At 64.6% G+C, this 23,330-nt stretch carries 21 protein-coding genes; 13 read left to right on the top strand and 8 right to left on the bottom strand.

Annotated elements, in window-relative coordinates; translation table 11 throughout:
- Nucleotides 1–38 precede the first annotated feature (38 nt).
- Together L2Y97_RS06115 and L2Y97_RS06110 are read left to right on the top strand one after the other, a co-directional pair.
- A complete protein-coding gene (locus tag L2Y97_RS06115) occupies nucleotides 39–1,910 on the top strand; it encodes a hypothetical protein (RefSeq protein WP_247434323.1) in 1,872 nt (623 codons plus the stop codon).
- Nucleotides 1,907–3,208 carry a lipopolysaccharide biosynthesis protein gene (locus L2Y97_RS06110; RefSeq protein ID WP_247434320.1) on the top strand — a complete coding sequence of 434 codons (1,302 nt, stop codon included), beginning with the start codon at nucleotides 1,907–1,909 and terminating at the stop codon, nucleotides 3,206–3,208. The genes L2Y97_RS06115 and L2Y97_RS06110 overlap by 4 nt, the downstream gene beginning before the upstream one ends.
- Here L2Y97_RS06110 and L2Y97_RS06105 read toward each other — a convergent pair.
- Complete coding sequence (locus L2Y97_RS06105) at nucleotides 3,128–4,024, bottom strand: glycosyltransferase (protein ID WP_247434317.1); 897 nt, start codon at nucleotides 4,022–4,024, stop codon at nucleotides 3,128–3,130. The genes L2Y97_RS06110 and L2Y97_RS06105 overlap by 81 nt on opposite strands.
- Complete coding sequence (locus L2Y97_RS06100; RefSeq protein WP_247434315.1) at nucleotides 4,021–5,040, bottom strand: class I SAM-dependent methyltransferase; 1,020 nt, start codon at nucleotides 5,038–5,040, stop codon at nucleotides 4,021–4,023. Before L2Y97_RS06100 ends, L2Y97_RS06105 begins: the two co-directional genes overlap by 4 nt.
- Before the next feature lie 68 nt (nucleotides 5,041–5,108).
- Between L2Y97_RS06100 and L2Y97_RS06095 the strand changes: the two genes are divergently transcribed.
- Nucleotides 5,109–6,035, top strand: a complete 927-nt coding sequence (locus L2Y97_RS06095) for a glycosyltransferase family 2 protein (RefSeq protein ID WP_247434313.1) — start codon at nucleotides 5,109–5,111, stop codon at nucleotides 6,033–6,035.
- On the opposite strand, the gene L2Y97_RS06090 is transcribed toward L2Y97_RS06095, so the two are convergent.
- Nucleotides 5,984–7,183 (bottom strand): glycosyltransferase, encoded by a 1,200-nt coding sequence (locus L2Y97_RS06090; protein ID WP_247434310.1) that lies wholly within the window; start codon nucleotides 7,181–7,183, stop codon nucleotides 5,984–5,986. The genes L2Y97_RS06095 and L2Y97_RS06090 overlap by 52 nt on opposite strands.
- Nucleotides 7,176–8,030 (bottom strand): glycosyltransferase family 2 protein, encoded by an 855-nt coding sequence (locus tag L2Y97_RS06085; protein ID WP_247434307.1) that lies wholly within the window; start codon nucleotides 8,028–8,030, stop codon nucleotides 7,176–7,178. Before L2Y97_RS06085 ends, L2Y97_RS06090 begins: the two co-directional genes overlap by 8 nt.
- Nucleotides 8,031–8,180: 150 nt before the next feature.
- On the opposite strand from L2Y97_RS06085, the gene pilB reads away from it, so the two are divergent.
- The 4 genes from pilB to coaE all read left to right on the top strand — a co-directional run bounded on the left by pilB (nucleotide 8,181) and on the right by coaE (nucleotide 12,866).
- Nucleotides 8,181–9,908 (top strand): type IV-A pilus assembly ATPase PilB, encoded by a 1,728-nt coding sequence (pilB, locus tag L2Y97_RS06080; protein ID WP_247434305.1) that lies wholly within the window; start codon nucleotides 8,181–8,183, stop codon nucleotides 9,906–9,908.
- A 142-nt stretch (nucleotides 9,909–10,050) separates the two neighbouring features.
- Nucleotides 10,051–11,316 carry a type II secretion system F family protein gene (locus tag L2Y97_RS06075; RefSeq protein ID WP_247434302.1) on the top strand — a complete coding sequence of 422 codons (1,266 nt, stop codon included), beginning with the start codon at nucleotides 10,051–10,053 and terminating at the stop codon, nucleotides 11,314–11,316.
- Nucleotides 11,317–11,397: 81 nt separating this feature from the next.
- Nucleotides 11,398–12,267, top strand: coding sequence for a prepilin peptidase (locus L2Y97_RS06070; protein ID WP_247434300.1), 870 nt, complete (start codon nucleotides 11,398–11,400; stop codon nucleotides 12,265–12,267).
- The gene (gene coaE / locus L2Y97_RS06065; RefSeq protein ID WP_247434297.1) at nucleotides 12,264–12,866 is read left to right on the top strand and encodes a dephospho-CoA kinase; all 603 of its coding nucleotides are present in this window, start codon (nucleotides 12,264–12,266) and stop codon (nucleotides 12,864–12,866) included. Before L2Y97_RS06070 ends, coaE begins: the two co-directional genes overlap by 4 nt.
- Before the next feature lie 53 nt (nucleotides 12,867–12,919).
- On the opposite strand, the gene L2Y97_RS06060 is transcribed toward coaE, so the two are convergent.
- A complete protein-coding gene (locus L2Y97_RS06060) occupies nucleotides 12,920–14,197 on the bottom strand; it encodes a putative bifunctional diguanylate cyclase/phosphodiesterase (RefSeq protein ID WP_247434294.1) in 1,278 nt (425 codons plus the stop codon).
- The gene (locus tag L2Y97_RS06055) at nucleotides 14,194–15,441 is read right to left on the bottom strand and encodes a cyclic di-GMP phosphodiesterase (RefSeq protein WP_247434292.1); all 1,248 of its coding nucleotides are present in this window, start codon (nucleotides 15,439–15,441) and stop codon (nucleotides 14,194–14,196) included. Before L2Y97_RS06055 ends, L2Y97_RS06060 begins: the two co-directional genes overlap by 4 nt.
- Before the next feature lie 140 nt (nucleotides 15,442–15,581).
- Here L2Y97_RS06055 and msrA point away from each other — a divergent pair, with 140 nt between their 5' ends.
- Nucleotides 15,582–16,256: a peptide-methionine (S)-S-oxide reductase MsrA gene (msrA, locus tag L2Y97_RS06050; protein WP_247434289.1), complete on the top strand. Its 675-nt coding sequence runs from the start codon at nucleotides 15,582–15,584 to the stop codon at nucleotides 16,254–16,256.
- A 128-nt stretch (nucleotides 16,257–16,384) separates the two neighbouring features.
- Here msrA and hutU read toward each other — a convergent pair whose 3' ends face one another.
- On the bottom strand, nucleotides 16,385–18,058 hold the full coding sequence (hutU, locus tag L2Y97_RS06045) for a urocanate hydratase (protein ID WP_247434286.1): 1,674 nt from the start codon (nucleotides 18,056–18,058) through the stop codon (nucleotides 16,385–16,387).
- 94 nt (nucleotides 18,059–18,152) lie between these two features.
- A complete protein-coding gene (locus L2Y97_RS06040) occupies nucleotides 18,153–18,548 on the bottom strand; it encodes a hypothetical protein (RefSeq protein WP_247434283.1) in 396 nt (131 codons plus the stop codon).
- Nucleotides 18,549–18,604: 56 nt separating this feature from the next.
- Between L2Y97_RS06040 and L2Y97_RS06035 the strand changes: the two genes are divergently transcribed.
- The 5 genes from L2Y97_RS06035 to L2Y97_RS06015 are packed head-to-tail and all read left to right on the top strand — an operon-like array spanning nucleotide 18,605 to nucleotide 23,299.
- The gene (locus tag L2Y97_RS06035) at nucleotides 18,605–19,858 is read left to right on the top strand and encodes an alkaline phosphatase family protein (RefSeq protein ID WP_247434280.1); all 1,254 of its coding nucleotides are present in this window, start codon (nucleotides 18,605–18,607) and stop codon (nucleotides 19,856–19,858) included.
- A gap of 36 nt (nucleotides 19,859–19,894) precedes the next feature.
- Nucleotides 19,895–20,287 carry a hypothetical protein gene (locus L2Y97_RS06030; RefSeq protein ID WP_247434278.1) on the top strand — a complete coding sequence of 131 codons (393 nt, stop codon included), beginning with the start codon at nucleotides 19,895–19,897 and terminating at the stop codon, nucleotides 20,285–20,287.
- Nucleotides 20,288–20,983 (top strand): biliverdin-producing heme oxygenase, encoded by a 696-nt coding sequence (locus L2Y97_RS06025; RefSeq protein WP_247434275.1) that lies wholly within the window; start codon nucleotides 20,288–20,290, stop codon nucleotides 20,981–20,983.
- Entirely contained in the window at nucleotides 20,976–22,553 is a 1,578-nt protein-coding gene (locus tag L2Y97_RS06020; RefSeq protein ID WP_247434272.1) for a GAF domain-containing protein, read from the top strand. Before L2Y97_RS06025 ends, L2Y97_RS06020 begins: the two co-directional genes overlap by 8 nt.
- A gap of 44 nt (nucleotides 22,554–22,597) precedes the next feature.
- Nucleotides 22,598–23,299 carry an arginyltransferase gene (locus tag L2Y97_RS06015; protein ID WP_247434269.1) on the top strand — a complete coding sequence of 234 codons (702 nt, stop codon included), beginning with the start codon at nucleotides 22,598–22,600 and terminating at the stop codon, nucleotides 23,297–23,299.
- The last annotated feature ends 31 nt before the right edge of the window (nucleotides 23,300–23,330 follow it).

The following is a 23,330-nucleotide window of genomic DNA, read 5'->3' as shown; positions in this document are numbered from 1 at the left end:
CGGCCATCGTATACGTACCGGGCCTTGGCGGGGGATTCTTGTTCGATGACTACCCGAACATCGCAGACAACCCAGCGGTGCAACCCGAAGAGATCTCGGTGGCTTCCCTCGCCCGCGCGGCGATGTCCTCGCCTTCGAGCGAGTTGAAGCGCCCCTTGTCGTCACTCACCTTTGCAATGGACTACCTGAGAGCAGGCGAACTCTCGCCGTCTGCCATGAAGGCGACCAATATCGTCATTCACGTTCTGAACGGGATCCTGCTGTATTTCCTGATCGCGCTGCTGCTTCACCATCAAGCCGGCTGTTCCGATTGCCATAATGGTGAACGCAGCATTGCATGGCATGCGGGATTGCTCGCATTGGCTTGGTTGCTGCTGCCGATCAACGTGACATCAGTGCTGTACATCGTGCAGCGCATGGAATCTTTGGCCAACCTGTTCGTTCTTGCCGGACTGGTGGGCTATGTAAAGACGCGCTTGCGTATGGACCGCGGCGTTCGTCATTTTGCAGTGGCGTGCGCATGGGCGACGCTGCCTGCCGGTCTTGGCGTACTTGCCAAAGAAACTGCGGTATTGCTGCCGCTCTATGCGTTTTGTGTCGAGGCGCTCGTCTTCCGATTTCGATCAGGAACCTCATCCGCGGCCATCGATCGTCGTCTCGTCGGGTTTTACATGGTGGCGCTGGGAGCTCCAATCCTGGCCGGCCTCGCATGGATCGGACCAAGCCTTCTCGATCCGCGCACCTGGGCCACTCGCGACTTCACCCTGCACACGCGCTTGCTCAGCGAAGCGCGCATCGTTCTCGACTACCTTCACTGGACAATCGCACCCGGCCCTGGCGACCTCAGCTTCTACCACGACGATTTCGTCGCAAGCAGCGGCTGGCTTACGCCACCGTCGACACTTTTCAGCGCGCTAGGCCTGCTGGCCCTGGTCGTCACCGCGTGGTGCATTCGCCGCGCGCTGCCCTTAGCTTCGCTTGGTATCGCATGGTTCTTTGCGTGTCACACCCTGACAGGCACGGTATTACCGCTTGAACTGATTTACGAACACCGCAACTACTTCGCCAGCATCGGCGTCGTTCTCGCGGTCACTGAACTAGTTCGCTACGTTGAACAAGTCGTTCGCTTGCGAACGCCGAGCGCCCGCCTAGTCTGGGCTATGCCGCGCATCGCGGGAGCAGGTCTCCTGGCTTGGTCTGCAGGGCTGACGGCATACACTGCAATCGCCTGGCGTACTCCGCTCTCAACAGCGGAAGAGCTCGGCGCGCGCGGCCCTTACTCGCCGCGAGGGCAATACGAACTCGGTCGCGCGTATCTCATTGCCTCGCGCTACCGCCCAGGTTCAGTACTGGTTCTGAAGGCGGAACGTGCACTTGAGCGCGCGGCCGCCCTGCCCGATTCGCCGATCCTCGCGGAGCAGGCACTCGTGTTTATGAACGGGCACATGAAGGTGCCGGCAAAGCATGCGTGGTGGGAGAGCATGCGCAACAAGCTTGCGTCACGCCCCGTCACCGTGCAGGACGATAGTGCGCTCATCTCACTCGCCAGCTGCCTGGAACAAGAAGCATGTGACTTCGACGCCGGGGAGCTGGACAAGACCTTCCGCATTGCCTTGAACAAGCGCACCGCCAGTCCGCGCCTGAAGGCCTCCTACTCTGATTTCGTCGCATCGATCCTGAAGGATGATGCGCTCGCACTGCGCATGATGCAGGCTGCCTCGGCTCAGGCGCCCCAGGAGCCGGCATATCATATCCGCGTGGCCCACATGCTAATCGCTCATGGCGACGTGGAAGGCGCCCAAGCGGAAGTCAGCGCATTGCATGACCTCAACGTTGGTGGACGATTTGATACCGAGCTTCGTAAGCTAGATCAATCGATGTCACGGGCCACAAGCCAGAAGCAGCCATGACCCTCGCCTCGCGCCTGCGAGCCCTCGTCCCTTCCGCTTCGGTGCTGCGCACCTCGATGGCGACATCCGCCGTGCTGACCGCCAGGCTGTTTACCCAAGCAGCCACCCTTGTGCTGTTAACGCGAGCGTTGGGCCCATCGGGCTACGGCGCCTTTGCATCCGCCGCTGCCATCGCAGTCATGCTCGGCATCCTCCCTGGCGCAGGGGCGGGCTACGTCCTGCTATCTCGCATCGAGCACGATGACACAGCACCCCGTGATGTATGGAGCTATTCCTGGCCAATCATCGGCATTGTCGGCACCCTGCTCACCCCAATCTTTGTCGGTCTCGCCCACCTGGCTGCAGGGGACGCCTGTCTCTCGGCTGGCCTGCTCGTACTGATGGCGATGAGCGAGCTGCTGGCCAATCCCTTCATTCTCACGCTTAGCTTTGTAATGCAGGCTCGCGGACGCGTTACCTTGAGCCAGGTAATGCAATGGCTGCCACTGGCACTCCGTGTCGCAGCGGTGGCGATCGCAATGAGATTCGCTGCACCCGACAGGCTAGCCGCCTACCTCACGCTCCAGTTTGCCGGTTCGCTAGCCTGTGCATGGATGGCGTGGCGGGTGGCGCGACTGATGGGCGACCTGCATTGGCGCCCCCGCCGCGCTCGCGGTAGTGAAATGCGCCAAGGCGCGTCGTACGCGCTGATGAACCTGATTGCTCTCAACCCGGCCGAGCTGGATAAGGTGATCACCCTGCGCGTGCTGGGTGCGCATGATGCCGGCATATATGCAGCGACCGCACGCATTGTCGGCGCCATGGTAACCCCAGTTACAGCTCTCTTGCTGTCTGTACAGACGCGCCTGTTCGGCCGAAGCGCGGAGCGCATGGGCGACCGGCACCGCATGATTGCCCAGGTTGCCGTAGCAGCCCTCGTCTGGGGCGCAGTCAGCATGGGGATCCTTGAAGCATCGAGCCCTTGGCTTCCGCGACTCTTCGGCGCTCCCTACCTGGCCATTGCGCAGCTGATGCACTGGCTCGCCCTTGCCGCCCCGCTGATCTCGCTGCGCATCAGCGCGGGCACCATCCTCGTATCCCTCGGGCGTCCGCTCCACCGGATCTGCTTCGAGGTCGGCGGCGTGGCCGTACTGTGCGCCGCCATGGCGTGGCTCGCTGCGCGTCACGGTGCCACGGGTGCGGCGATCGCGCTAATTATCGCCGAAGGGGCGATGAGTCTAATTGGCTGGGGGATGGTCGCGAGATTGATTGCTGTCCACCGCCGTGAGCGCGCGCTGGCCGAGGGCCCAGCCATCTGACAGCGCTCGCCAGGGAACCCATGATCGATAGCGCAGCGACCGTAACGAGGCGCGCAGGGTAAGAAATACCACCCGACCTGAGAGGAATATTCCACGCTCAAATCCACGTCGCGCAAGCCGGCGAGCGAGGATGACGTGTGCAGCGACCATGTGCGTTTCATAGAAGACGCTGCCGAGCCCGGAGGCACCGGCGCCTACGTGATCAACCTGCGCACCGGCAGCAAATGCGACCGGACGGCCATGCCGGGCAAGCCGGTAGCTAAACTCAACATCCTCGCCGTACATGAAAAATGTTTCGTCGAAGACATCACTGGCAGCTGTCTGTGACGACAGCAACATGCAGCAACCACTCACATACGGAAAGCTACCCGCGAGAGGTGACGGAGACAGCAAGCCCGTCGCCCGCTGGTAATAAACCAGCGTCAGCGATTTACCGGCGTGGCAAATCTCCGGATAGGCCAACGCTGCGCGTGGCTCCAAATCCAGGGTGCGCCCCAACGAGGCAAGCGCGCCAGGTACTAACGTCGCGTCGTTGTTGATCAGGAGGACCCGTCCCCGCCATGCTTCTTCGCGAAGCAGCGCAAGCCCACCGTTTACCCCACGAGCGAAACCGAGATTGGTCGGGTTGACATGCACGAGTACCCTGGCGTCACCAACGAATGCCTCGCGCAAGCGCGCCGCACTTTCACCGCCATCTTCCGAATTATCGACTACGAGTACGCGTGCGACACCTTCGGCGAGCATTGCACGGACGCAACGCACAGTCCTTGACGGGCTGCGGAATTCCAGCGTGATCGCGGCCACTGGCGTGCTCACCGAGGCTTCCTTGCCGTTATCACCAGTTCTTCGGCTCCTGTTGCCCATATAGAGGCAATCAGGTCAATCAGTATCGAGGGCAAGCCAATCCGCGACACTCCGCGGCGGCGGGCGGTCAATTTTGATTGATCGAGGATGTATCGCGCGCCCCTGCCCCGCCTGAGGAAACGAATGTCGACGAACCCCGCTTCATGAAGCACGGTACACAGGGCCTTCGCGGTAAAAACTATAGTGTGCCGAGGTACTTCCAGGCCACGCCAGTCGCGTCCGTACCAACGGCGCCCTGGCGCCTTGGCATTGGGCGTGGCGATCCACAACATACCGTCGGGGGCAAGCATTCCATGCGCATGCCGCAGTGCACTAAGCGGATCGGCCACGTGCTCGATCACGTGGGACAATGTCATCGCATCGAAGGAGCGGCTAGTGCGGTACGCCTCGAATGACGAGGTCACGACATCGCAGCCCGCCGTGCGCGACACGTTCGCGGCGGTGGCATCGGGTTCAACGCCATAGGCGTCCCATCCTGCGCGCGTCGCGCGACGCAGGAACTCTCCGTTTCCACTACCCACGTCGAGCAAAAGCCCGTGGCGACTAGGGAGATGTCGAAGGAAATAGTCCAGTTGCTGACGGAGCGGCGGCAGCAGGCGGAAGACCGCATACCCCCAGCGATTACCTCTGCCGTCGGGCCGCGCAAAGCGGCGATCAAGATAACCCTCGACCATGCTTGCAAGCCCGGAGGCCGGTCGCTCCGGCGCACGGACCACAGGGGCTTCGTGCGTGTAATAGGTGGCGTAGGCCAACGCCAGTCCGCTGCCGGCCGGGCGGGGATCCAGGAACAGCGATGAGCAGCGTGGGCATTCGCGCATCCGCCATGTACCCGGTACCCCGCCGAGCACGTCTTCCACGTCATCGAACACAATTTTCGCGGGAGCCCGCTCCGCGCAGGCGGGACAGGCAGGCACGGGTTCGAGCGCATCGCCCGGCCACCCGTTTCCCGCTATGATCTGACCCGTCATCGTTGACCTTCCGGCTGTGGGTGTAACGATAGTGAAGTTTAGCAAGAGCCGCCTAGTCCACAACGCCGATGCCCTTCATTACCGCGATCATTCCCGTCTACAAGGAGCCCACCCGGGCGCTTAGGACAGTGCTTGGCCTGCTTGCCTGCGATCGGGGTCCGCACGAGCTGGAAATCGTTGTGGTGGACGACGGCTCGGGCGACGACACCGCCGAGCAACTCCGGGTCGATCTGAAGGGCCGGGCGCGTGTTGTCGCACACAACTCCAACCGTGGACGCGTAGAGGCACGCAATACCGGCATGCGCGAAGCCCAGGGCGAGCTGCTGCTTTTCTTGGATGCCGATTGCGTGCCCGTGGATCGCGGCTATCTCATCGCCCATGCCGCACAGGTCGGGCCTGGGCGCTGCTCTTCCGGGGTGGTCCGCACGACGGGCACTGATTTCTGGGCTAAGTACCAGCGCCGAGCTGCGGCCCGTCGACTGCGCGCCGCGGGCGTCGCCACGTTTACCAGCGCCAATGTCATGATGGCACGCGACGACGCGATGGCGGTGGGTGGGTTCGACCCGGCTTACAGGGGCTATGGCTTCGAGGACCGTGATTTTGCCCTGCGGCTGACCGCGGCAGGTGTCAACATCGCGTTCAACACCGGCGCCGTCGTCACGCATGAAGCTCCCCTGGATCTTTCAACGGTCTGCGCGAAGATGGCCGATGCGGGCGGGGCCAATTCGCGCCTCTTTTCGCAGCGTCACCCAGCGCCTTACGCCGCTCTCGGTTACGCCAGCCTCGACGCAAGGATGCACCCTTGGCTGCGAGCAATCCATCCGTTCACAGAACCAGTGCGTCGTTTCGTCCTGCGCCGCGGTGATGGGCTGCTGCAGACGAGTCGGCTTCCGTTTCGACTGCGCGCACTGCTGGCCGGCATCATGTCAGGCCTGAGCTTTCTTCATGGCTCGGCGGACGATGCGTCGCGTATCGCCAGCAACGCATCACGGTAACGAGCAGTCACCGCCTCCCAGTCAAAACGATCAAGCAACGCCTGGCGCCCGGCAACAGCATCAGGAAGCGAAGGCGACTCGAGGCGCCGCATGATCTCGCTAGCTAGCGCGTCGGCATCTCCGGGAACCACCCTGCTTGCGCCCGGCATCTCTGCGAGTACGTCGCGCGCTGCAGGCACGTCCGACGCGACCACCCCTAACCCACAACCGAGTGCCTCTACCAGCACGAGTCCCAAGCCTTCCTGGTCACCCGATGTCGCCGGACGAAACGGCGCGACGAAAAGTGATGCACGCCGATACATATCGACTAGCGCCCGCCCGGCCAGCGGGCCGGCGAAATCGACGGCGCCAGCGATACCGAGTTCCTCGGCTAGCGCGCGTAACTGGGCCATCAGCGGGCCGTGGCCTACGATTGTAAGGCGAGTAGCGGCTCGTTCGGCGATAACACGTGGAAGGGCGTGCAACAAGATATCGATGCCCTTCTTTTCCACGAGGCGACCGACGAACAACAGGTGGTCTTTATCGCGGACCAACGATAGATCCGGCGTAAAGCGCGCTTGCAAATCGGCTCCCATGGGTGACACAGTCACCTCAGGCACGCCAAGCTGACGAACGGCTTCGTCGGCCATAGCGTTACTCACCACCGCAAACCTGCGTGCTCCGAGCGCAACCCAACGCTTTAGCCGCACTGCCAGCGGTGCTCGTAGCGCGAAGAGGTCTGCGCCGTGAGAGGTTAGTAAATAAGGCGCACCGAGGCAGCGTGCGATCGCCCCCGGCGATACCAGCCAATGCGCATGCACGATTGTGCCGGGACGCAACAGCCGCCGCGCAGCAAGCCATTGCCCCATTGCGAAACTGGGCACGAGCAGCCACTTCCAAGGAGCCCGGCGCAAATTGGTGACAATTCCGCCATCATTGACCAGCGTTTCGAAAGCGGCCGGTGCATAGCGGTAGCGCACGACATCCACGCCATCGAGAATCTCACGCACCGCAGCACCCGGCGCGTGCGGGACTACCGCCACGACATCGAAGCTGCTCGTCAGACGCCGCGCAAGTTCATGAACAAAGGACGGCTCATGGTCATCCTTCCAACGGGGGTACGTGGACGCCAATACGATCAGCTGCGGACGCACCGGCCGTTCATTCATCACGACGATACGTCAACGACGTTATCTGCTCCGATACCAGTCCAATAAGGAAAACGATGACTGCGGCGCTCCACATGAGTGCACTGCCGTTTGTCAGCCGCCCATCGAGCAGGTAGGTTCGGGCGTAATTAGCCGTACCCAGCATGAAGAACACGACACTTACCGGGCCAAACAGTTTTAATGGCGAATAAAGCGTCGCAATCTTGAAAATGATCAGGAGAAAGCGGATGCCATCCTTGAATGGACGAATATGACTCTTGCCGACGCGCTCGGCCGCCTTGATGGGCTCATAGGCAACACCATAGGCACTTCGGAAGAACGCCATGGTGCTCGTGGTCGGATAAGAGAAACCATTCGGCAGCAGATGAATGAATTCGCGGAAGCGGGCCGCTCGGGCTACCCTGAAACCAGATGTGAGATCCGCCACGACGTGCCCCGTCATCCGGCTGGCCAGCCAGTTGTATAAGGTGTTGGCCACCCCGCGGCCGACACCCGCCTGGCTTTCCCAGGAGCGGGCACCCACGACCATGTCGAAGCCTTCCTCCATGCGACTGACTAGCCTCCGGACATCGGCCGGATCATGCTGCCCGTCACCGTCCATGAACACCAGGATGTCGCCCGACGCGGCGCGTGCGCCGCGCTTGATGGCCGCACCGTTGCCCATTGAGTAAGGCGAGGACAGGCAGGTCACGCCGGTGCGCTCGCAAACCGCGCGGGTATCGTCGGTCGAGCCGTCGTCCACCACGATAATCTCGGCTTCTGGCTGGGCGGCAGCAAGGCGCGGCAAGAGGTCTTTTAGGGCCGCCGCCTCGTTCTTTGCGGGCAGGATAATGCTGATACGACTCAAGATATGTCCCCGTTGGCCGACGCATAATAAGGCAAAGGTCGCGCCGAGAGGCCATGCGCCCTCAAGAAATCTTGGATTTCACGGGTTCGACGTGACCCTCATCATATTCTGGAGTAGATTCAGCGCCATACCCTGGGGACCGGACCGACCATGGCAACACAGATGCACCAGCCCACGCTCGCGGGCCTGACCGGCATGGCCCGACGGCTCGTGACCGAAGGCGTCCTTGGCGAAGCCGAGGTTCGCAAGGCCGTTCAGGATGCCGCCGACAAGCGCACGTCGCTTTCGGCGTGGCTGGTCGACCACCACCTGGTCGACAGCGCCAAGCTCTCCCAGGTGGCGTCGGCCGAGTTCGGCATGCCCCTCATGGATATCGGGAACATGGTCCCGGGTAATATGCCCATGGATCTGGTCACCGAGGCCCTGATCACCAAGCACCAGGCCCTGCCCCTGTTCAAGCGGGGAAAGCGCCTGTTCGTCGGCATCGCCGACCCCATGCAGTCGCATGCCCTTGATGAAATCAAGTTCCACTCCAACCACATGGTGGAGCCGGTACTGGTTGAGCGCGGCCAACTCCGCCGCATCATCGATAGCGCGCTTTCCGCGGCGAATGCCAGCGTACCCGCCTTTGATACCGGCGAGTTCGACGAACTATCGCTGGACGCCGGCCCGGACGATGGCGATGGCACCACGGGCATCGATGCGAATGCGAACGACGATGCGCCCGTCGTCAAGTTCGTCAACAAGATCCTGGTGGATGCGATCAAGCGCGGCGCGTCCGATATCCATTTCGAACCGTTCGAATCCGTTTACCGCGTGCGCCTGCGCATGGACGGCATCCTCAGGATCGTCGCCTCGGCCCCTATCAAGCTGGGTAGCCGCTTTGCTTCCCGCCTGAAGGTAATGAGCGGCCTGGATATCGCCGAACGCCGGGTGCCGCAGGATGGCCGCATCAAGCTCAACCTGACCAAGACCCGCGCTATCGATTTCCGCGTCAGCACCCTCCCTACGCTGTTCGGTGAGAAGATCGTGCTCCGCGTGCTCGATGGGTCCTCGGCCAAGCTGGGCATCGACAAGCTCGGCTACGAGGAAATCCAGAAAAACCTCTACCTCGATGCCATCGAAAAGCCTTACGGCATGGTGCTCGTCACCGGCCCCACCGGCTCAGGCAAAACCGTATCGCTGTATACGGCGCTGAATATCCTGAATACGGAAGGGCGCAACATTTCGACGGTAGAGGACCCGGTCGAAATCCGCGTCGAGGGTATCAACCAGGTACAGCAGAACGTCAAGCGCGGCATGACCTTCGCCGCAGCGCTACGCTCGTTCCTGCGCCAGGATCCGGACGTGATCATGGTCGGCGAAATCCGTGACCTTGAAACCGCGGAGATCGCGGTAAAGGCCGCCCAGACCGGTCACATGGTGCTTTCCACCCTGCACACCAACGATGCGCCGCAGACCATCGCCCGCCTGATGAACATGGGTATCGCGCCCTACAACATCATCTCGTCGGTGACCCTGATCATTGCCCAGCGCCTGGCCCGCCGCCTGCACGACTGCAAGCGCGAGATCACCCTTCCGCCTACCGCCCTGCTCGCCGAGGGCTACACGCAGGAGGAGATCGACGCGGGCATGACGATCTACGAGGCCGTGGGTTGCGATGGCTGCAACGAGGGCTACAAGGGGCGCGTCGGCATCTACCAGGTCATGCCGATGGTCGAGGATATCCAGAAGATCGTGCTTGAGGGCGGAAACGCCATGCAAATCGCGGAGGTCGCCCGCCGGGCGGGTATCAACGATCTTCGCGCCTCGGCACTGCTCAAGGTGAAGAACGGCGTCACCAGCCTGACCGAAATCAACCGCGTCACCAAGGACTGACACCCGCTGGCGGCATCCGGCGCACTGATCTTGTGCGCCAGACGGCAGAAAGGCTTCCACCAAAGCTTCACACTATAATAAAAGTCAGGGGCGCCAGCCGGGGCTGGCGGCCTGGAATATCACCCGGGGGGAACACCGCGTCATGGCAACCGCCACCGCTACCAAGAACGCGCGCGCCGTTGGCGCGTCACGTGCTGCCGTCAACCAGCTGACCACGTACGACTGGACCGCACTGGACAAGCGCGGCAAGCGCATGAAAGGCGAGATGCAGGCGAAGAATGCCTCGCTCGTCAAGGCGGAATTGCGCCGGCAGGGCATGAACCCCCAGCAGGTTCGCGAACGCAGCAAACCGCTGTTCGGCGGTAGCGGCAAGACCGTCACGCCCAGGGATGTGGCGATCTTCAGCCGCCAGATCGCCACGATGATGGCGTCGGGCGTGCCCATGGTCCAGGCCTTCGACATCATCGCGAATGGCCAGAAGAATATCCGCTTCAAGAACATGCTGACCGAGGTGAAGACGAGCATCGAAGGCGGCGCCGCCCTGCACGAAGCCCTTGCGCTCTACCCCGTGCAGTTCGATGAGCTGTACCGCAACCTGGTCCACGCAGGTGAGTCGGCGGGTGTGCTCGATACCGTGCTCGATACCGTCGCGACCTACAAAGAGCGCATGGAGAGCATCAAGTCCAAGATCAAAAAAGCGCTGTTCTACCCGATCATGGTGCTGGTCGTGGCGCTGCTGGTGTCTATCATCCTGCTGCTCTTTGTCGTACCTGTGTTCGAGCAGACCTTCGCGGATGCAAAGACATCGCTACCCGCCCCCACCCAGTTCGTGGTGTCTGCATCGCGCTTCATGCAGTCGTACTGGTGGGCAGTAATCGGCATTATCGTCGGCTCTGTGTTCTCGCTGATCTTCTTCAAGAAGCGGTCGCAGAAATTCGCGCATTTCCTTGATCGCTTCTCGCTGAAGTTGCCAGTTATCGGCGATCTTCTGCACAAATCTGCGATCGCGCGTTTCGCCCGAACCCTGGGTGTTACGTTTCACGCTGGCGTGCCGCTAGTGGAAGCGCTGGATGCCGTCTCTGGTGCCACCGGTAGCGTGGTTTACGGCGATGCCGTGAAGCAGATGCGCGATGACATCTCGGTGGGTCACCAGTTGCAGCTGTCCATGCGCCAGGTGAACCTGTTCCCGAACATGGTGGTGCAGATGACCGCCATCGGCGAAGAATCCGGTGCGCTGGACCACATGCTGTTCAAGGTGGCCGAGTTCTACGAGGAAGAGGTGAACACCGCGGTGGATACGCTCAGCAGCCTGCTCGAGCCGTTCATCATGGTGATCCTCGGCGTCCTCGTCGGCGGCATGGTGATTTCGCTGTACCTGCCCATCTTCAAGCTGGCCGGCACGGTCTAAGCGCTCCGCCGCCTAAGCAAGGCACAATAGGAACCCTTCGCCCCCGGGCGGAGGGTTTTTTCTTGGGATTACGGACTTTTCATGCCTGATTTGCCCCTCGCCCTCTGGGTGGCCTTCGCCGGTGCCCTCGGCCTGCTCGTCGGCAGCTTCCTCAATGTGGTGATCCTGCGCGTTCCCGCGCGCATGCAGGCCGATTGGCGCCGCCAGGCCCGCGAGGTGCTGGAACTGCCCGAGGTGGATGAACCGCGGCCGCCCGGCGTGGTGGTGCAGGGTTCGCACTGCCCCAAGTGCAAGCACCCGCTCGCTGCCCACGACAACATCCCTGTGCTGGGCTGGTTGTTGCTACGGGGGCGCTGCCGTTACTGCAAAGAGCCCATCTCAAAGCAGTACCCGCTGGTGGAACTGCTCTCGGGCCTCGCCAGCGCGGCCATCGTGTGGCGGTTCGGCCCTACGGCAGGGGCCCTCGCCGGGCTGGTGTTCACCTGGTTCCTGATTGCGCTGGCGGGCATCGACGCACGCACGCAGCTGCTCCCGGATGAGCTCAACTACCCGCTGCTCTGGATCGGCCTGGGCCTTACCCTGCTCCCGGGCTGGCAGCCGCTGCCGGTGGCGCCGTCGTCGGCCATCCTGGCGGCGTTGATCGGCTACCTCAGCCTGTGGAGCGTCTACCAGGCGTTCCGCCTACTCACCGGCAAGGAAGGCATGGGCTACGGCGATTTCAAACTGCTCGCCGCGCTGGGCGCGTGGATGGGGCCGATCGCCCTGCTCCCGATCATCATGCTCTCCTCGCTGATCGGTGCGCTGGTGGGCGGTTCCATGATGCTGTTCTTCAAGCACCAGCGCGATGTGCCCATTCCGTTTGGCCCGTACATCGCGGCGGCGGGCTGGGTGTGGCTCATGGGTGGCAATCGCATCCTGGGCGCGTACATGCACCTCACCGGCCTGCAATGAGCCGCTTCGTCGTCGCGCTGACCGGGGGTGTCGCCGCGGGCAAGAGCGCGGTGGAGCGCTGCTTCGAGGCGCTCGGCGTGCGCGCTTACGATGCCGACGTGGCCGCGCGGGCGGTGGTGGAACCGGGCTCGGAAGCACTGGCGGAAGTGGCCCGTGTGTTTGGCGCCAATGCCCTGGACAACGAGGGCCGCCTTGACCGCGCCGCCATGCGCCAGCGGGTGTTTGATGACCCCGGGGCACGGACGACGTTGGAAGGCATCCTGCACCCGCGTATCCGGACGTGGCTGCGCGAGGCCGCGGAGGCCGACACCGGCCCGTACTGCCTGCTTTCGATTCCGCTGCTGGTGGAGAACCGCGCGCACTATGCGTGGGTGAACCGCGTGCTGGTGGTGGATGCGCCGGAAGATGTGCGCATGGCCCGGCTTATGCGCCGCGACGGCATCGATGAAGCGCTGGCCAGGAAGATGATCGCGGTGCAGGCCACGCGCGAGGCACGGTTGGCGATCGCGGATGATGTGATCGAGAACCATGGGGATGAGGCGGAGCTGGCGGCGCGCGTGGGCGCGTTGCACGCACGTTACCTGGCGCTCAGCCTGTAGGAGCCCACCCTGTGGGCGACGCCGTTCGCGAGCCCGCTACAGGTCCTGCGTCGTTATCGCGAGAAGATGTCGCCCACAGGGTGGGCTCCTACGGTCGCCAACCGCTGGGCCACGAACTCCTCGGCCGGCATCGGGTGGCCGATGTGGTAGCCCTGCACCATGTCGCAATTCATCGCTTCGAGGCGCTTCAGCGTCTCTTCGTTCTCCACGCCTTCAGCCACGGCTTCGAGCCCCAGGCGGTGGGCCACTTCGATCATGGCCCGCACCACCTGCTCGGTACGCGCATCGCTCACCATCGCATCCACGAAGGTGCGATCGATCTTGAGTTCCGTGGCCGGGAAATGGCGCAGGTAGGCGAACGAGGCATAGCCGGTGCCGAAATCATCGATGGCGACGCGGATGCCACGATCACGCAGGCGGCGCAGCACGCGCACGCTCATGTCCAGGTCGGTCAGCAACGCGGTCTCGGTGATCTCCACGATCACCGAATCGGCTGGCACGCCCCAGATATCCAGCGCACCGAGCAACTGCTCGGCAAAGCCCTGCTCGGCGAACACGCGCGGTGAAAGATTCACCGCCACATCGAGCGGGCGACCACCACGATGCAACGCCGCCGCATGGCGGAGCGACGCGTTGAGGCTCCACCGGGTGAGCGGAACAATGAGGTCGCTGCGCTCGGCGAAGGGCACGAAATCCGACGGCGGCACTTCGCCATAGGCAGAGGTCTTCCAGCGCGCCAGCGATTCCACGCTGACCACCTTGCCACGGCGCAGGTCGTACAGCGGCTGGAACATCACGTCGAGCTTGTTGGCGGCGATATCGTCGCGCAGCTCGCCGTACAGGATTTCCACCGGCGTGGATTCGGGCTCGTAGCAGGCGAACGGCTCGCCGATGCGCACCGCCTCGTCGTGGGCCAGCTCGGCGCGGCGGAACAGCAGCTCCGCATCGGTGCCATGCGGCGGGCACAGCGCCACGCCCACCACCGCGCGCCCGTGCCAGTTGCGGTCGCCGTGGACAAGCGGGGTATCGTCGATGGCGCCAACGATACGCGTGGCCGCCAGCAGCGCGTGGGTGCGGTTGCGCACGGTCGGCAGCACGATAAGGAAGCTGTCATCGGTGGCGAGGTACACCAGGTCGACGTGGCGCACGACACCGACGATGCGCTCGCGTGCCGCCAACATGATCTCATCGCCAAATTCATAGCCATGCCGCAGCTGCGCTTCGCGCATGCCACGCAGGCGCACCACCAGCACGGCGCATAACCCCGGCTCCTGGCGGGCGCGATCGATGCGCGCCTGGACGGCGGGCAGGAGATGGGCTAACTCACTCATGCCAGGAAGTACTCAGAAGGATCAATGCCATAGCTGCCGGCCGGCAGCGTGCGCTGGATTTCGCGGTGGACGCCCTCGGCCTGGCGCATCAGGTCGACAATGCGGAAATCGTCGAGCTCCACCTTGTCGGCGCCCGTCAGGATCGCCACGCGCGGTTGCAGGCGGCGGGACTGGTTCTGGACCATCACCACCGCGACCTCGCCGGTGTTCAGCTCCACCAGTGAGCCCGTCGGGTAGACGCCAAGGCAGGCCTGGAACTGTTCCACCAGCTCGCCCTGGTACTCGCGATCGCGGCCCTGGTACAGCTGGCGCAGCGCGAGGTGTTGGGACACCGCCGGCCGGTACGGGCGCGGCGTACACATAGCGTGATAGGTATCGATGATGGCGGCCATGCGGCCGACTAGGGGAATGGCCGTCCCGGCCAGGCCATCCGGGTAACCGGTGCCGTCAAAGCGTTCGTGGTGGGTCAGCACCATGTCGCGCACTTCCGGGTCGGTTACCCCCGAGGCATCGAGAATGGCCCCGCCCTCTTCCACGTGGTGGCGGGCCAGGTCCCATTCCATGTCATTCAGTGGGCCCTCGCGCTCCAGGATCTCGCGGGGGAGCTGGGCCTTGCCCACATCCATCAGCAGGCCGCCCGCCGCCAGGCTCACGATGGCATCGCCGTTGAAGCCCATATGCCGGCCAAACGAGGCGGCCAGGGTGCTGCAGCCCACGGCGTGGCGGAACGTGTAGCTGTCGTGGCGGCGCAGGCTCTCAATCCAGAAGAAGGCATCGCCGCTGCGCAGCACGCTGGCCACCATGGGCCTCACGGCGTCATCCAGCGCTTGCGGATCGATCGACTTGCCGGCGTGGATATCGGCGACCAGCTGTTCGGCGAATTTCGACACCGTCTCGAACGCCTCGCGGGCCCGGGGCATCTCGTCGTCGAAGGAAGCGGTATCGGTGTAGGCGTGCTGGGTGACCAGGCGCGTATTCAGCGGCACGCGGGCCGTTGGTGCCACCACCGCCGCGGGCTTGACCACGGAAGGCGGCATGAGCCGGGACGGCGTGACCTGCCGCTGGGTATCGACAAAGACGTACTTGCAGAATTTTGCGAGGTTATCGATATCCTCGCGCGAGGTGATCGGCACCCCCTGCAAAGGGAACGGGGTATCCGACCACTCACAATCCAGGCGACTGACGAACATGCCGATCTGCAGATCGGACACGAACACGCGTCGCTCCACCAGGTCGTACGCCACCTTCCCTTGCCTCCTTCTCGCTGGGAATCCCCACGCCGTTCGGTATGTATCGGCCAGGGGGCGGCGTACTGTAGGGGTAGCCGCGTAATAAAACCATGCCACCCCCGGTCTATTGGCTTGTCCCCTGCCGGAGAACCGCCATGCGCCGCCCGATCCTGCTACCGCTCGTGCTTGCCGCCCTCACCGCCTGCTCGGCCGCCGCGGCCCGCGACGAGGGCCTGAAACTGCCCGCGCCCGCCGTGGATGCGGCCCGCGCGCCCGGCGAGGCCACCGCGGTATTCGCCGGCGGCTGCTTCTGGGGCGTCGAGGGTGTATTCCAGCATGTCCGCGGCGTGAAAAGTGTGCGCGCCGGCTACTCTGGCGGTGATGCGGCCCATGCCAACTACGATGACGTCAGCGATGGCGACACCGGCCATGCGGAATCCGTGCGCGTGGTGTACGACCCCGCGCAGGTGACCTACGGCCAGCTCCTGCAGGTGTTCTTCTCCGTGGCCATGGACCCCACGACGTTGAACCGCCAGGGCCCCGACAGCGGCACGCAGTACCGCTCCGCGATTTTTTACGCCACGCCGGAACAGGAAAAACTGGCGAAGGCCTACATGGCCCAGCTGACGGCCGCGAAGGCCTTCAACGGACCGATCGTGACCCAGGTGGTGCCGCTCAAGGGCTTCTGGAACGCCGAGGATGAGCACCAGGATTACATGCGCCTGAACCCCGACGCGATGTACATCGCCATCAACGACCGACCGAAGGTGCTGGCCCTGCAGCGCATTTACCCGGACATGTACACGCCCGCATGGGCCAACGGGCGATAAAACCTATGTAGGAGCCCACCCTGTGGGCGACGCCGTTCGCGGAAGAGCGGCAGGCCCTCTCCCCGTGGTGACATCGCGAAAAGATGTCGCCCACAGGGTGGGCTCCTACCGCGGCAGGTGGTGTTGCGTCAGCGCTGCATCGGCAGGTCGAGGCCCTGCTCTTTCGCGCAGGCGATGGCGTCGTCGTAGCCGGCATCCGCGTGGCGCATCACGCCCGTCGCGGGATCGTTCCAGAGCACGCGCGCAATGCGCTTGTCGGCTTCTTCGCTGCCATCGCACACGATGACCACGCCGCTGTGCTGGCTGTAACCCATGCCCACGCCACCGCCGTGGTGCAGGCTGACCCAGGTGGCGCCACCGGCCACGTTGAGCATGGCGTTCAGCAGCGGCCAGTCGCTCACGGCATCGCTGCCATCGCGCATGGCTTCCGTTTCACGATTGGGGCTGGCCACCGAGCCGGAATCCAGGTGATCGCGGCCGATCACGACCGGCGCCTTGAGCTCGCCGTTGCGAACCATCTCGTTGAACGCCAGGCCCAGCTTGTGGCGCAGGCCCAGGCCTACCCAGCAGATGCGCGCCGGCAAGCCCTGGAAGCTGATGCGCTCGCGGGCCATGTCCAGCCAGCGGTGCAGGTGCGGATCGTCGGCGATCAGTTCCTTCACCTTGGCGTCGGTCTTGTAGATGTCTTCCGGATCGCCCGAGAGCGCCACCCAACGGAACGGACCGACACCGCGGCAGAACAGCGGGCGCACGAATGCCGGTACGAAGCCCGGGAATGCGAAGGCATCGGTGAGGCCTTCATCCTTGGCCATCTGGCGAATGTTGTTGCCGTAATCGAAGGTCGGCACGCCCTGCGCGTGGAACGCGAGCATGGCCTCCACGTGCTTGCGCATCGAGGCTTTGGCCGCTTTCGAGGTACCGGTGGGGTCGCTCTTGCGGCGCTCGAACCACTCATCCACGGTCCAGCCCGACGGCAGGTAGCCGTTCACCGGATCGTGCGCGCTGGTCTGGTCGGTGACGGCATCGGGGCGAACGCCGCGGCGCACGAGCTCCGGCAGCACATCCGCCGCGTTGCCAAGCAGCGCGACCGACACAGCACGGCCCTCGGCGGTGTAGCGGGCGATACGCGCCAGCGCATCATCCAGATCGGTGGCCTGCTCATCGACGTAGCGGGTCTTGATGCGGAAATCGATGCGGCTCTGCTGGCATTCGATGGTGAGCGAGCTGGCACCGGCCAGGCTCGCGGCCAGGGGCTGCGCGCCACCCATGCCACCCAGGCCTGCGGTGAGCACCCAGCGCCCAGCCAGGTTGCCGTTGTAATGCTGGCGGCCCATTTCCACGAACGTTTCGTACGTGCCCTGCACGATGCCCTGCGAGCCAATGTAGATCCACGAGCCCGCGGTCATCTGGCCGTACATCATCAGGCCCTTGCGGTCGAGCTCGTTGAAGTGCTCCCAGTTCGCCCACGCGGGTACGAGGTTGGAATTGGCGATGAGCACACGCGGTGCATCCGGGTGCGAGGGGAACACGCCCACCGGCTTGCCCGATTGCACGAGCAGGGTCTGGTCATCGCGCAGTTCACGCAGGCTGCGCAGGATGGCGTCGAAGCATTCCCAGTTGCGCGCCGCGCGGCCAATGCCGCCGTAGACCACGAGCTCGGCCGGGTTTTCGGCGACGTCCGGGTCAAGGTTGTTCTGCAGCATGCGGAACGGCGCTTCGGTCTGCCAGCTCTTGCAGGTGAGTTCAGCGCCGCGCGGTGCGCGGACGGTGCGAGTGGTATCGATGCGCGTGAAGGCCGACATCGGGGGCTCCGTGGGGGTGTGGAAGCGAATTCCCGATTATGGTCTGCCCGCCGCCACGGGGCCATCTGCGTCGCAGCACGTTAATACACGCGGGTTACGGGCGGGTGGTGGCGTTCGCGGGCTGGGTGGCCTGCTTGTCCTGGTACCGGCGGGCCGCTGCATCCTGGCGGGCGCGGTATTGCTGCTGCTGTGACTGGTCGGCGTTATCGAGCTGGTTGCGCAGGGCCGGGTCGGTGGCGCTGTTGCGCTGCTGGTTCAGGTTGTTCTGGCGCAGTTGCTCCTGCACGGCGTTCTGGTTCTGCCGGTTGATGAGTTGCTGCTGGTTGGCCTGCTGCTGCCACCGCTGGCTCGGTGACGCCACCGGGGTGTAGACCTTGGGCCGCGGCGCCGGTTTGGCCGCCGGCGCCGGTGGCGTCGCGGCCTGGGCAAAGGCGGCCAGCGGAAGCGCCGCGAGCAGGAAGAGCATGAACTTGCGTGATGCGTTGGTCATCTGACTCGTCCATCATGGAAGGATTGTCGTTAGAACCAGAGCCTAAGCCTCCCCCCATGAATGCCATGTTTTCCCGCCTGCCGCGCCTCTTCACGGCGCTGATGCTGGTGGCCCTGGCCGGGTGCGCCACGCGCCCCGCGAGCCCGGCCACGGCCCCTGCCCACCCTGTCCTGCTGGTATCGATCGACGCTTTCCGCGCCGATTACCTGGACCGCCACCTGACCCCTACCCTGCAGGCCATGGCCGATGACGGCGCACACGCGCCTTACATGCTGCCGTCCTTCCCCTCGCTCACATTCCCCAACCACTACACGCTGGTGACCGGTCGCGTGCCGGACCGCAACGGCATCGTGAACAACACCATGCGCGACCCCGCGCTGGGCAAGTTCAGCCTGGGCAACCGTGCCGCGACCAGCGATGGCCGTTGGTGGGCCGAAGCCGAGCCGATCTGGGTCACCGCGCAGAAGCAGGGCCTGCACACCGCGACGATGTTCTGGCCCGGCACCGAGGCCGAGATCCACGGCGTGCGCCCGGATCACTGGATCCCGTTCGACGATTCGCTCACCTCGAAGGCGCGCGTGGACCAGCTGCTTGCGTGGATCGATGCGCCCGGCCCGAAGCCCGCGTTCGAAACCCTCTACTTCGATGCGGTGGACCATGCCGGCCACGAGCACGGCCCGGATTCGCCGGAAGTCGATGCCGCGTTGCGCGAGGTGGATGACGCCATGGCCTACCTGGTGGCGCAGCTGCGCCAACGTGGCCTGTACGACCGCATGAACATCGTGGTGGTGTCCGACCACGGCATGGCCGACGTGCCCAAGGGCAATATCGTCTTCTCCGATGAAGCGACCGACCTGGGTGCGCTCGATACCGTGTCGTACGGCGTGATGGCGACGTTCGCCCCGCGCGAGGGCCACGATGCAACGGCCGCCGTGGCCCGCCTGCTCGCCCCGCACGAACACATGCATTGCTACCGCAAGGAAGACCTGCCGGCACGCCTGGATTACGGCCACAACCCGCGAGTTCCGCCTTACCTGTGCCTGGCCGATGTGGGCTGGTCGATCATCAGCCACGCCGACCTTGCGAAGCGCAAGGACCCGATGTCACGCGGTGAGCACGGTTACGACAACCAGGACCCGAGCATGCGCGCCCTGTTTATCGCCCACGGCCCGGCGATCGCCCGCGGCGCCAGCGTGCCGCCGTTCCAGAACGTGGATGTCTACCCGCTGCTGGCCCATCTGCTCGGGATCGCCCCGCTGCCGAACGATGGCCACCTGGCGGATGTGAAGGCCGCGTTGGTTTCGCCCTAGCGGCACCATGGCGGGGGGATGCCGTAGAATCGGGCCATGCGCCAGATCTATACCTCTCCCCGCCAGGACAATATCGACCGGGTCGTCGCGTTGCTCACCGAGCACGCGATCGAAACCACGGTGACCAACCGGTCGACGTGGAACCGGCCCACGTACCAGCGCTTCAGCTATTCGGAGCGCCACAACGATCGCGATAGCTGGCCGCAGGTGTGGGTCAAGCATGCCGACGACTTCACCAAGGCCCGCGCCCTGCTGAAGGACATCGGCATCGACCCTGTCGTGCGCTTCCAGGAAGAACTGCGCGTGCACCGCACGCCCGACCGCCGGCCACCGCAGCAGCGCACCGCCGCGCGCTACCGCCTGATGATCCTTGCCATCGTGGCCGGGGTGATGCTCATGGTGGTACTGAAGGCCACCCAGGTCCTCTGAATGGACGGCGCCGCCGCCCACCTTCCCGCCCACCGCCTGTTGCGCGAACGCACCCGCGCCGCCCACGACGCCGCCGAAGCCACGGCGGGCATGCAAGCCCTGATGTCGGGGGCGATGGACGACGCCGGTTATGCGGAGCTGCTGGCGGCGCAGCGGCGGTTGTTCCGCGAGTGGGAAGGTGAACGCGCGGCGGCTATCGCTGCGATTGCCACGGTGTGGCCCTACGAGTCACGCATCCCCGCCCTCGACAACGACATCGCCGCACCGGGTGGTGTCCTTGCAGGAGCGACCTTGGGCGCGATTACAGGTCCCGAAACCGCCACAGATCCTGTGGCGCCCTGCGAAAAGATGTCGCGCGCAGGGCGCGCTCCTACAGGGGGGTGCGGTGTGGACGCGGGGGGTGGGGATGACGCGGCGGCCGAGGTAGTCGCTGTGTTCTGGGGCGAGCTTTATGTCATCGAAGGCTCGGCCCTGGGCGGCCAGGTGATCGTGCGCCATCTTCGCCAGCGCTTTCCCGCGCGGCCCCATCACTATTACGGCCTGGGCGAACACGCCCCGGGCCGCTGGCGGCGGTTCCAGGATGCACTGGACCGCGCGCTGCCCGATACCGCCAGCCAACAGCTTGCCCTCGCCGGCGCGCAGCGTATGTTCGCGCGCTTCCAACGCACGCTCCAGGATCCCGGCCACCATGTCTGACCTGCCCGACCTCACTGCTTGCGACCGCGAACCCATCCACATCCCCGGCTCCGTGCAACCGCACGGCGTACTCCTCGTGGTCGATGCCACCTCGCAACGCGTGCTACAGGCAAGCGAGAACGCCGTGGATTTGCTTGGCGTGGATCTCGATGCGCTGCTCAATGCGCCGCTGCGCGATGTGGTGACGCTGCCCTCGCAGCTGTTTGATGACGACGAGCGTCCCGCCCATACACCGTGGTCGCCCGTGAGTTTCCCGCGCGGCCACCGCAGCGGTAACTGGCGCGCCTCCGTGCACGCCTACGACACGCGATGGCTGATCGAGATCGAGCCACGCGAGGCGTATTTCGAAGACGATCCGATCCGCGTTGCCTACGACCTCACGCACAAACTGGAGAACGACGCGACGGTGGAGCGTGCCTCGCAGCGCGTCGCACGGGCCGTACGCAACCTGCTCGGCTACGACCGGGTCATGGTGTATCGCTTTGACCACGACTGGCATGGCGAGGTCGTGGGCGAAGCGCGCAACGACGAGCTCGAAGCCTACCTCGGCCTGCACTACCCCTCGACCGATATCCCCGTGCAGGCGCGGGCGCTGTACCTGCGCAACCGCGTGCGCCAGATCAGTGATTGCAAATACGTCCCCTCGCCCATCGCGCCCGCGCACGATCCGCAAACCGGCGAGGCAACGGACCTGTCAGACGTCTCGCTGCGCAGCGTGTCGCCCGTGCACCTGGAGTACCTGGGCAACATGGGGGTCACCGGCACGCTGGTTGCGTCCATCATCACCAGCGGCCGCTTGTGGGGCCTAATCGCGTGCCACCACTACAGCCCGTTCTTCGCCGACCACCAGATGCGCGAGGTGGCCGATGCCGTGGCGCGCGCGTTCGCGTCGCGTGTGTCGGCGATCGAGGAGCTGGCCAAGATCGAAGTCGAATCCACCCTGCTTACCGTCCGCGAAAAACTCATCACGGCGTTCAACGAGAGCGAACGGATCGATGCGGAACTGCTCGCATCGCTCGCACCGGAGCTGCTCGAGGTGGTGGATGCCGATGGCATCGCCGTGTTTGCCGGTGACCGGGTCATGCGCCACGGTAACCTGCCCGATGCCGCGGCGCTGCTGCGCATCCGCGACACGATCGGCGCGCACGAGCATGCCAGCTCCCCCGATGGCATCGCCGGCGTGGTGCATACCGACGAGATCAGCAAGGCGTTCCCCGCGCTGGATGATCCGGCCGTGACGGCGCTCGCCGCCGGCGTGATCTTCATGCCGCTGCAAGCCGATGCCCACAACGCCGTCGTCTGGATGCGTGCCGAGCAGGTACGCAACGTGCGCTGGGCGGGCAACCCGGCGCTGGCCAAGCTGGAAAACATTCCCGGCGCCCGCCTGTCGCCCCGGCAGAGCTTCGCCTCATGGCAGGAAACGGTGCGCGGCCGCTCCCGGCCCTGGTCGCGCCAGCACCTTGATTCGGCGCGCAGCCTGCGCGTGCTGATCGAAATGATGGAGCGCAAGCACTACCAGCAGCAGTTCGAAACCTTGCGCGCATCGCTGGATAGTTCACCGGGGAAGTGATCCACGCGGACGCGGACCCGGCAGGCGAGCTATAACATGACGCCATGACCGACCGTGTCCGCCTGTTCCAGACCCTGCCGCACGCCTGCGGCTACTTCGCCGAGAGGACGGCGCAGAACCTCGTGGTCGATCCGGGCGCACCCAACCTCGATAAGCTTTACGGCCCGGCGCTGGCCAAGGGCTTCCGCCGCGCCGGCGGCCACCTGTACCTGCCGCAGTGCGCCGCATGCCAGGCCTGCGTGCCGTGCCGGGTGGATGCCGACCGTTTCAAACCCGACCGAAGCCAACGCCGCTGCCTGGCGCGCAATGCCGACCTCACCGTGGTGGAGGCCGCGCCGGGGTTCACCCACGAGCGCCACGCACTGTACGAGCGGTACCTGCACGCCAGGCACAGCGGCGGCGGCATGGATGCGGCCGATGCGGACGATTTCCAGCGCTTCCTGGCGGCACCCTGGAGCCCCACCCTGTTCCTGGAGTTCCGCAAGGGTGAGCGCCTGCTCGGTGTCGCTGTCACCGATGTGGCGCTTGCCGGTGTCTCCGCCGTGTACACCTTCTACGATCCCGATGAGATGGAGCGTGGCCTCGGCACCTGGGGCATCCTGCAGCAGGTGGAGCTGGCGCGCCGCCGCGGCATCCCCTACGTGTATCTGGGTTTCTGGATCGCGGGCCACCCGAAGATGGATTACAAGCGCCGCTTCCACCCGCTGGAAGTGCGCCGCCATGGCCGTTGGATCGAAATGCCCTGAACGGCGACAATCGCGGGCTCCCCCGCCCGCC

It is taken from the genome of Luteibacter aegosomatissinici (assembly GCF_023078495.1).
Taxonomy (GTDB): domain Bacteria; phylum Pseudomonadota; class Gammaproteobacteria; order Xanthomonadales; family Rhodanobacteraceae; genus Luteibacter; species Luteibacter aegosomatissinici.
The sequence above is the reverse complement of the archived record's forward strand: the minus strand, read 5'-3'. Positions and strand labels throughout refer to the sequence as shown.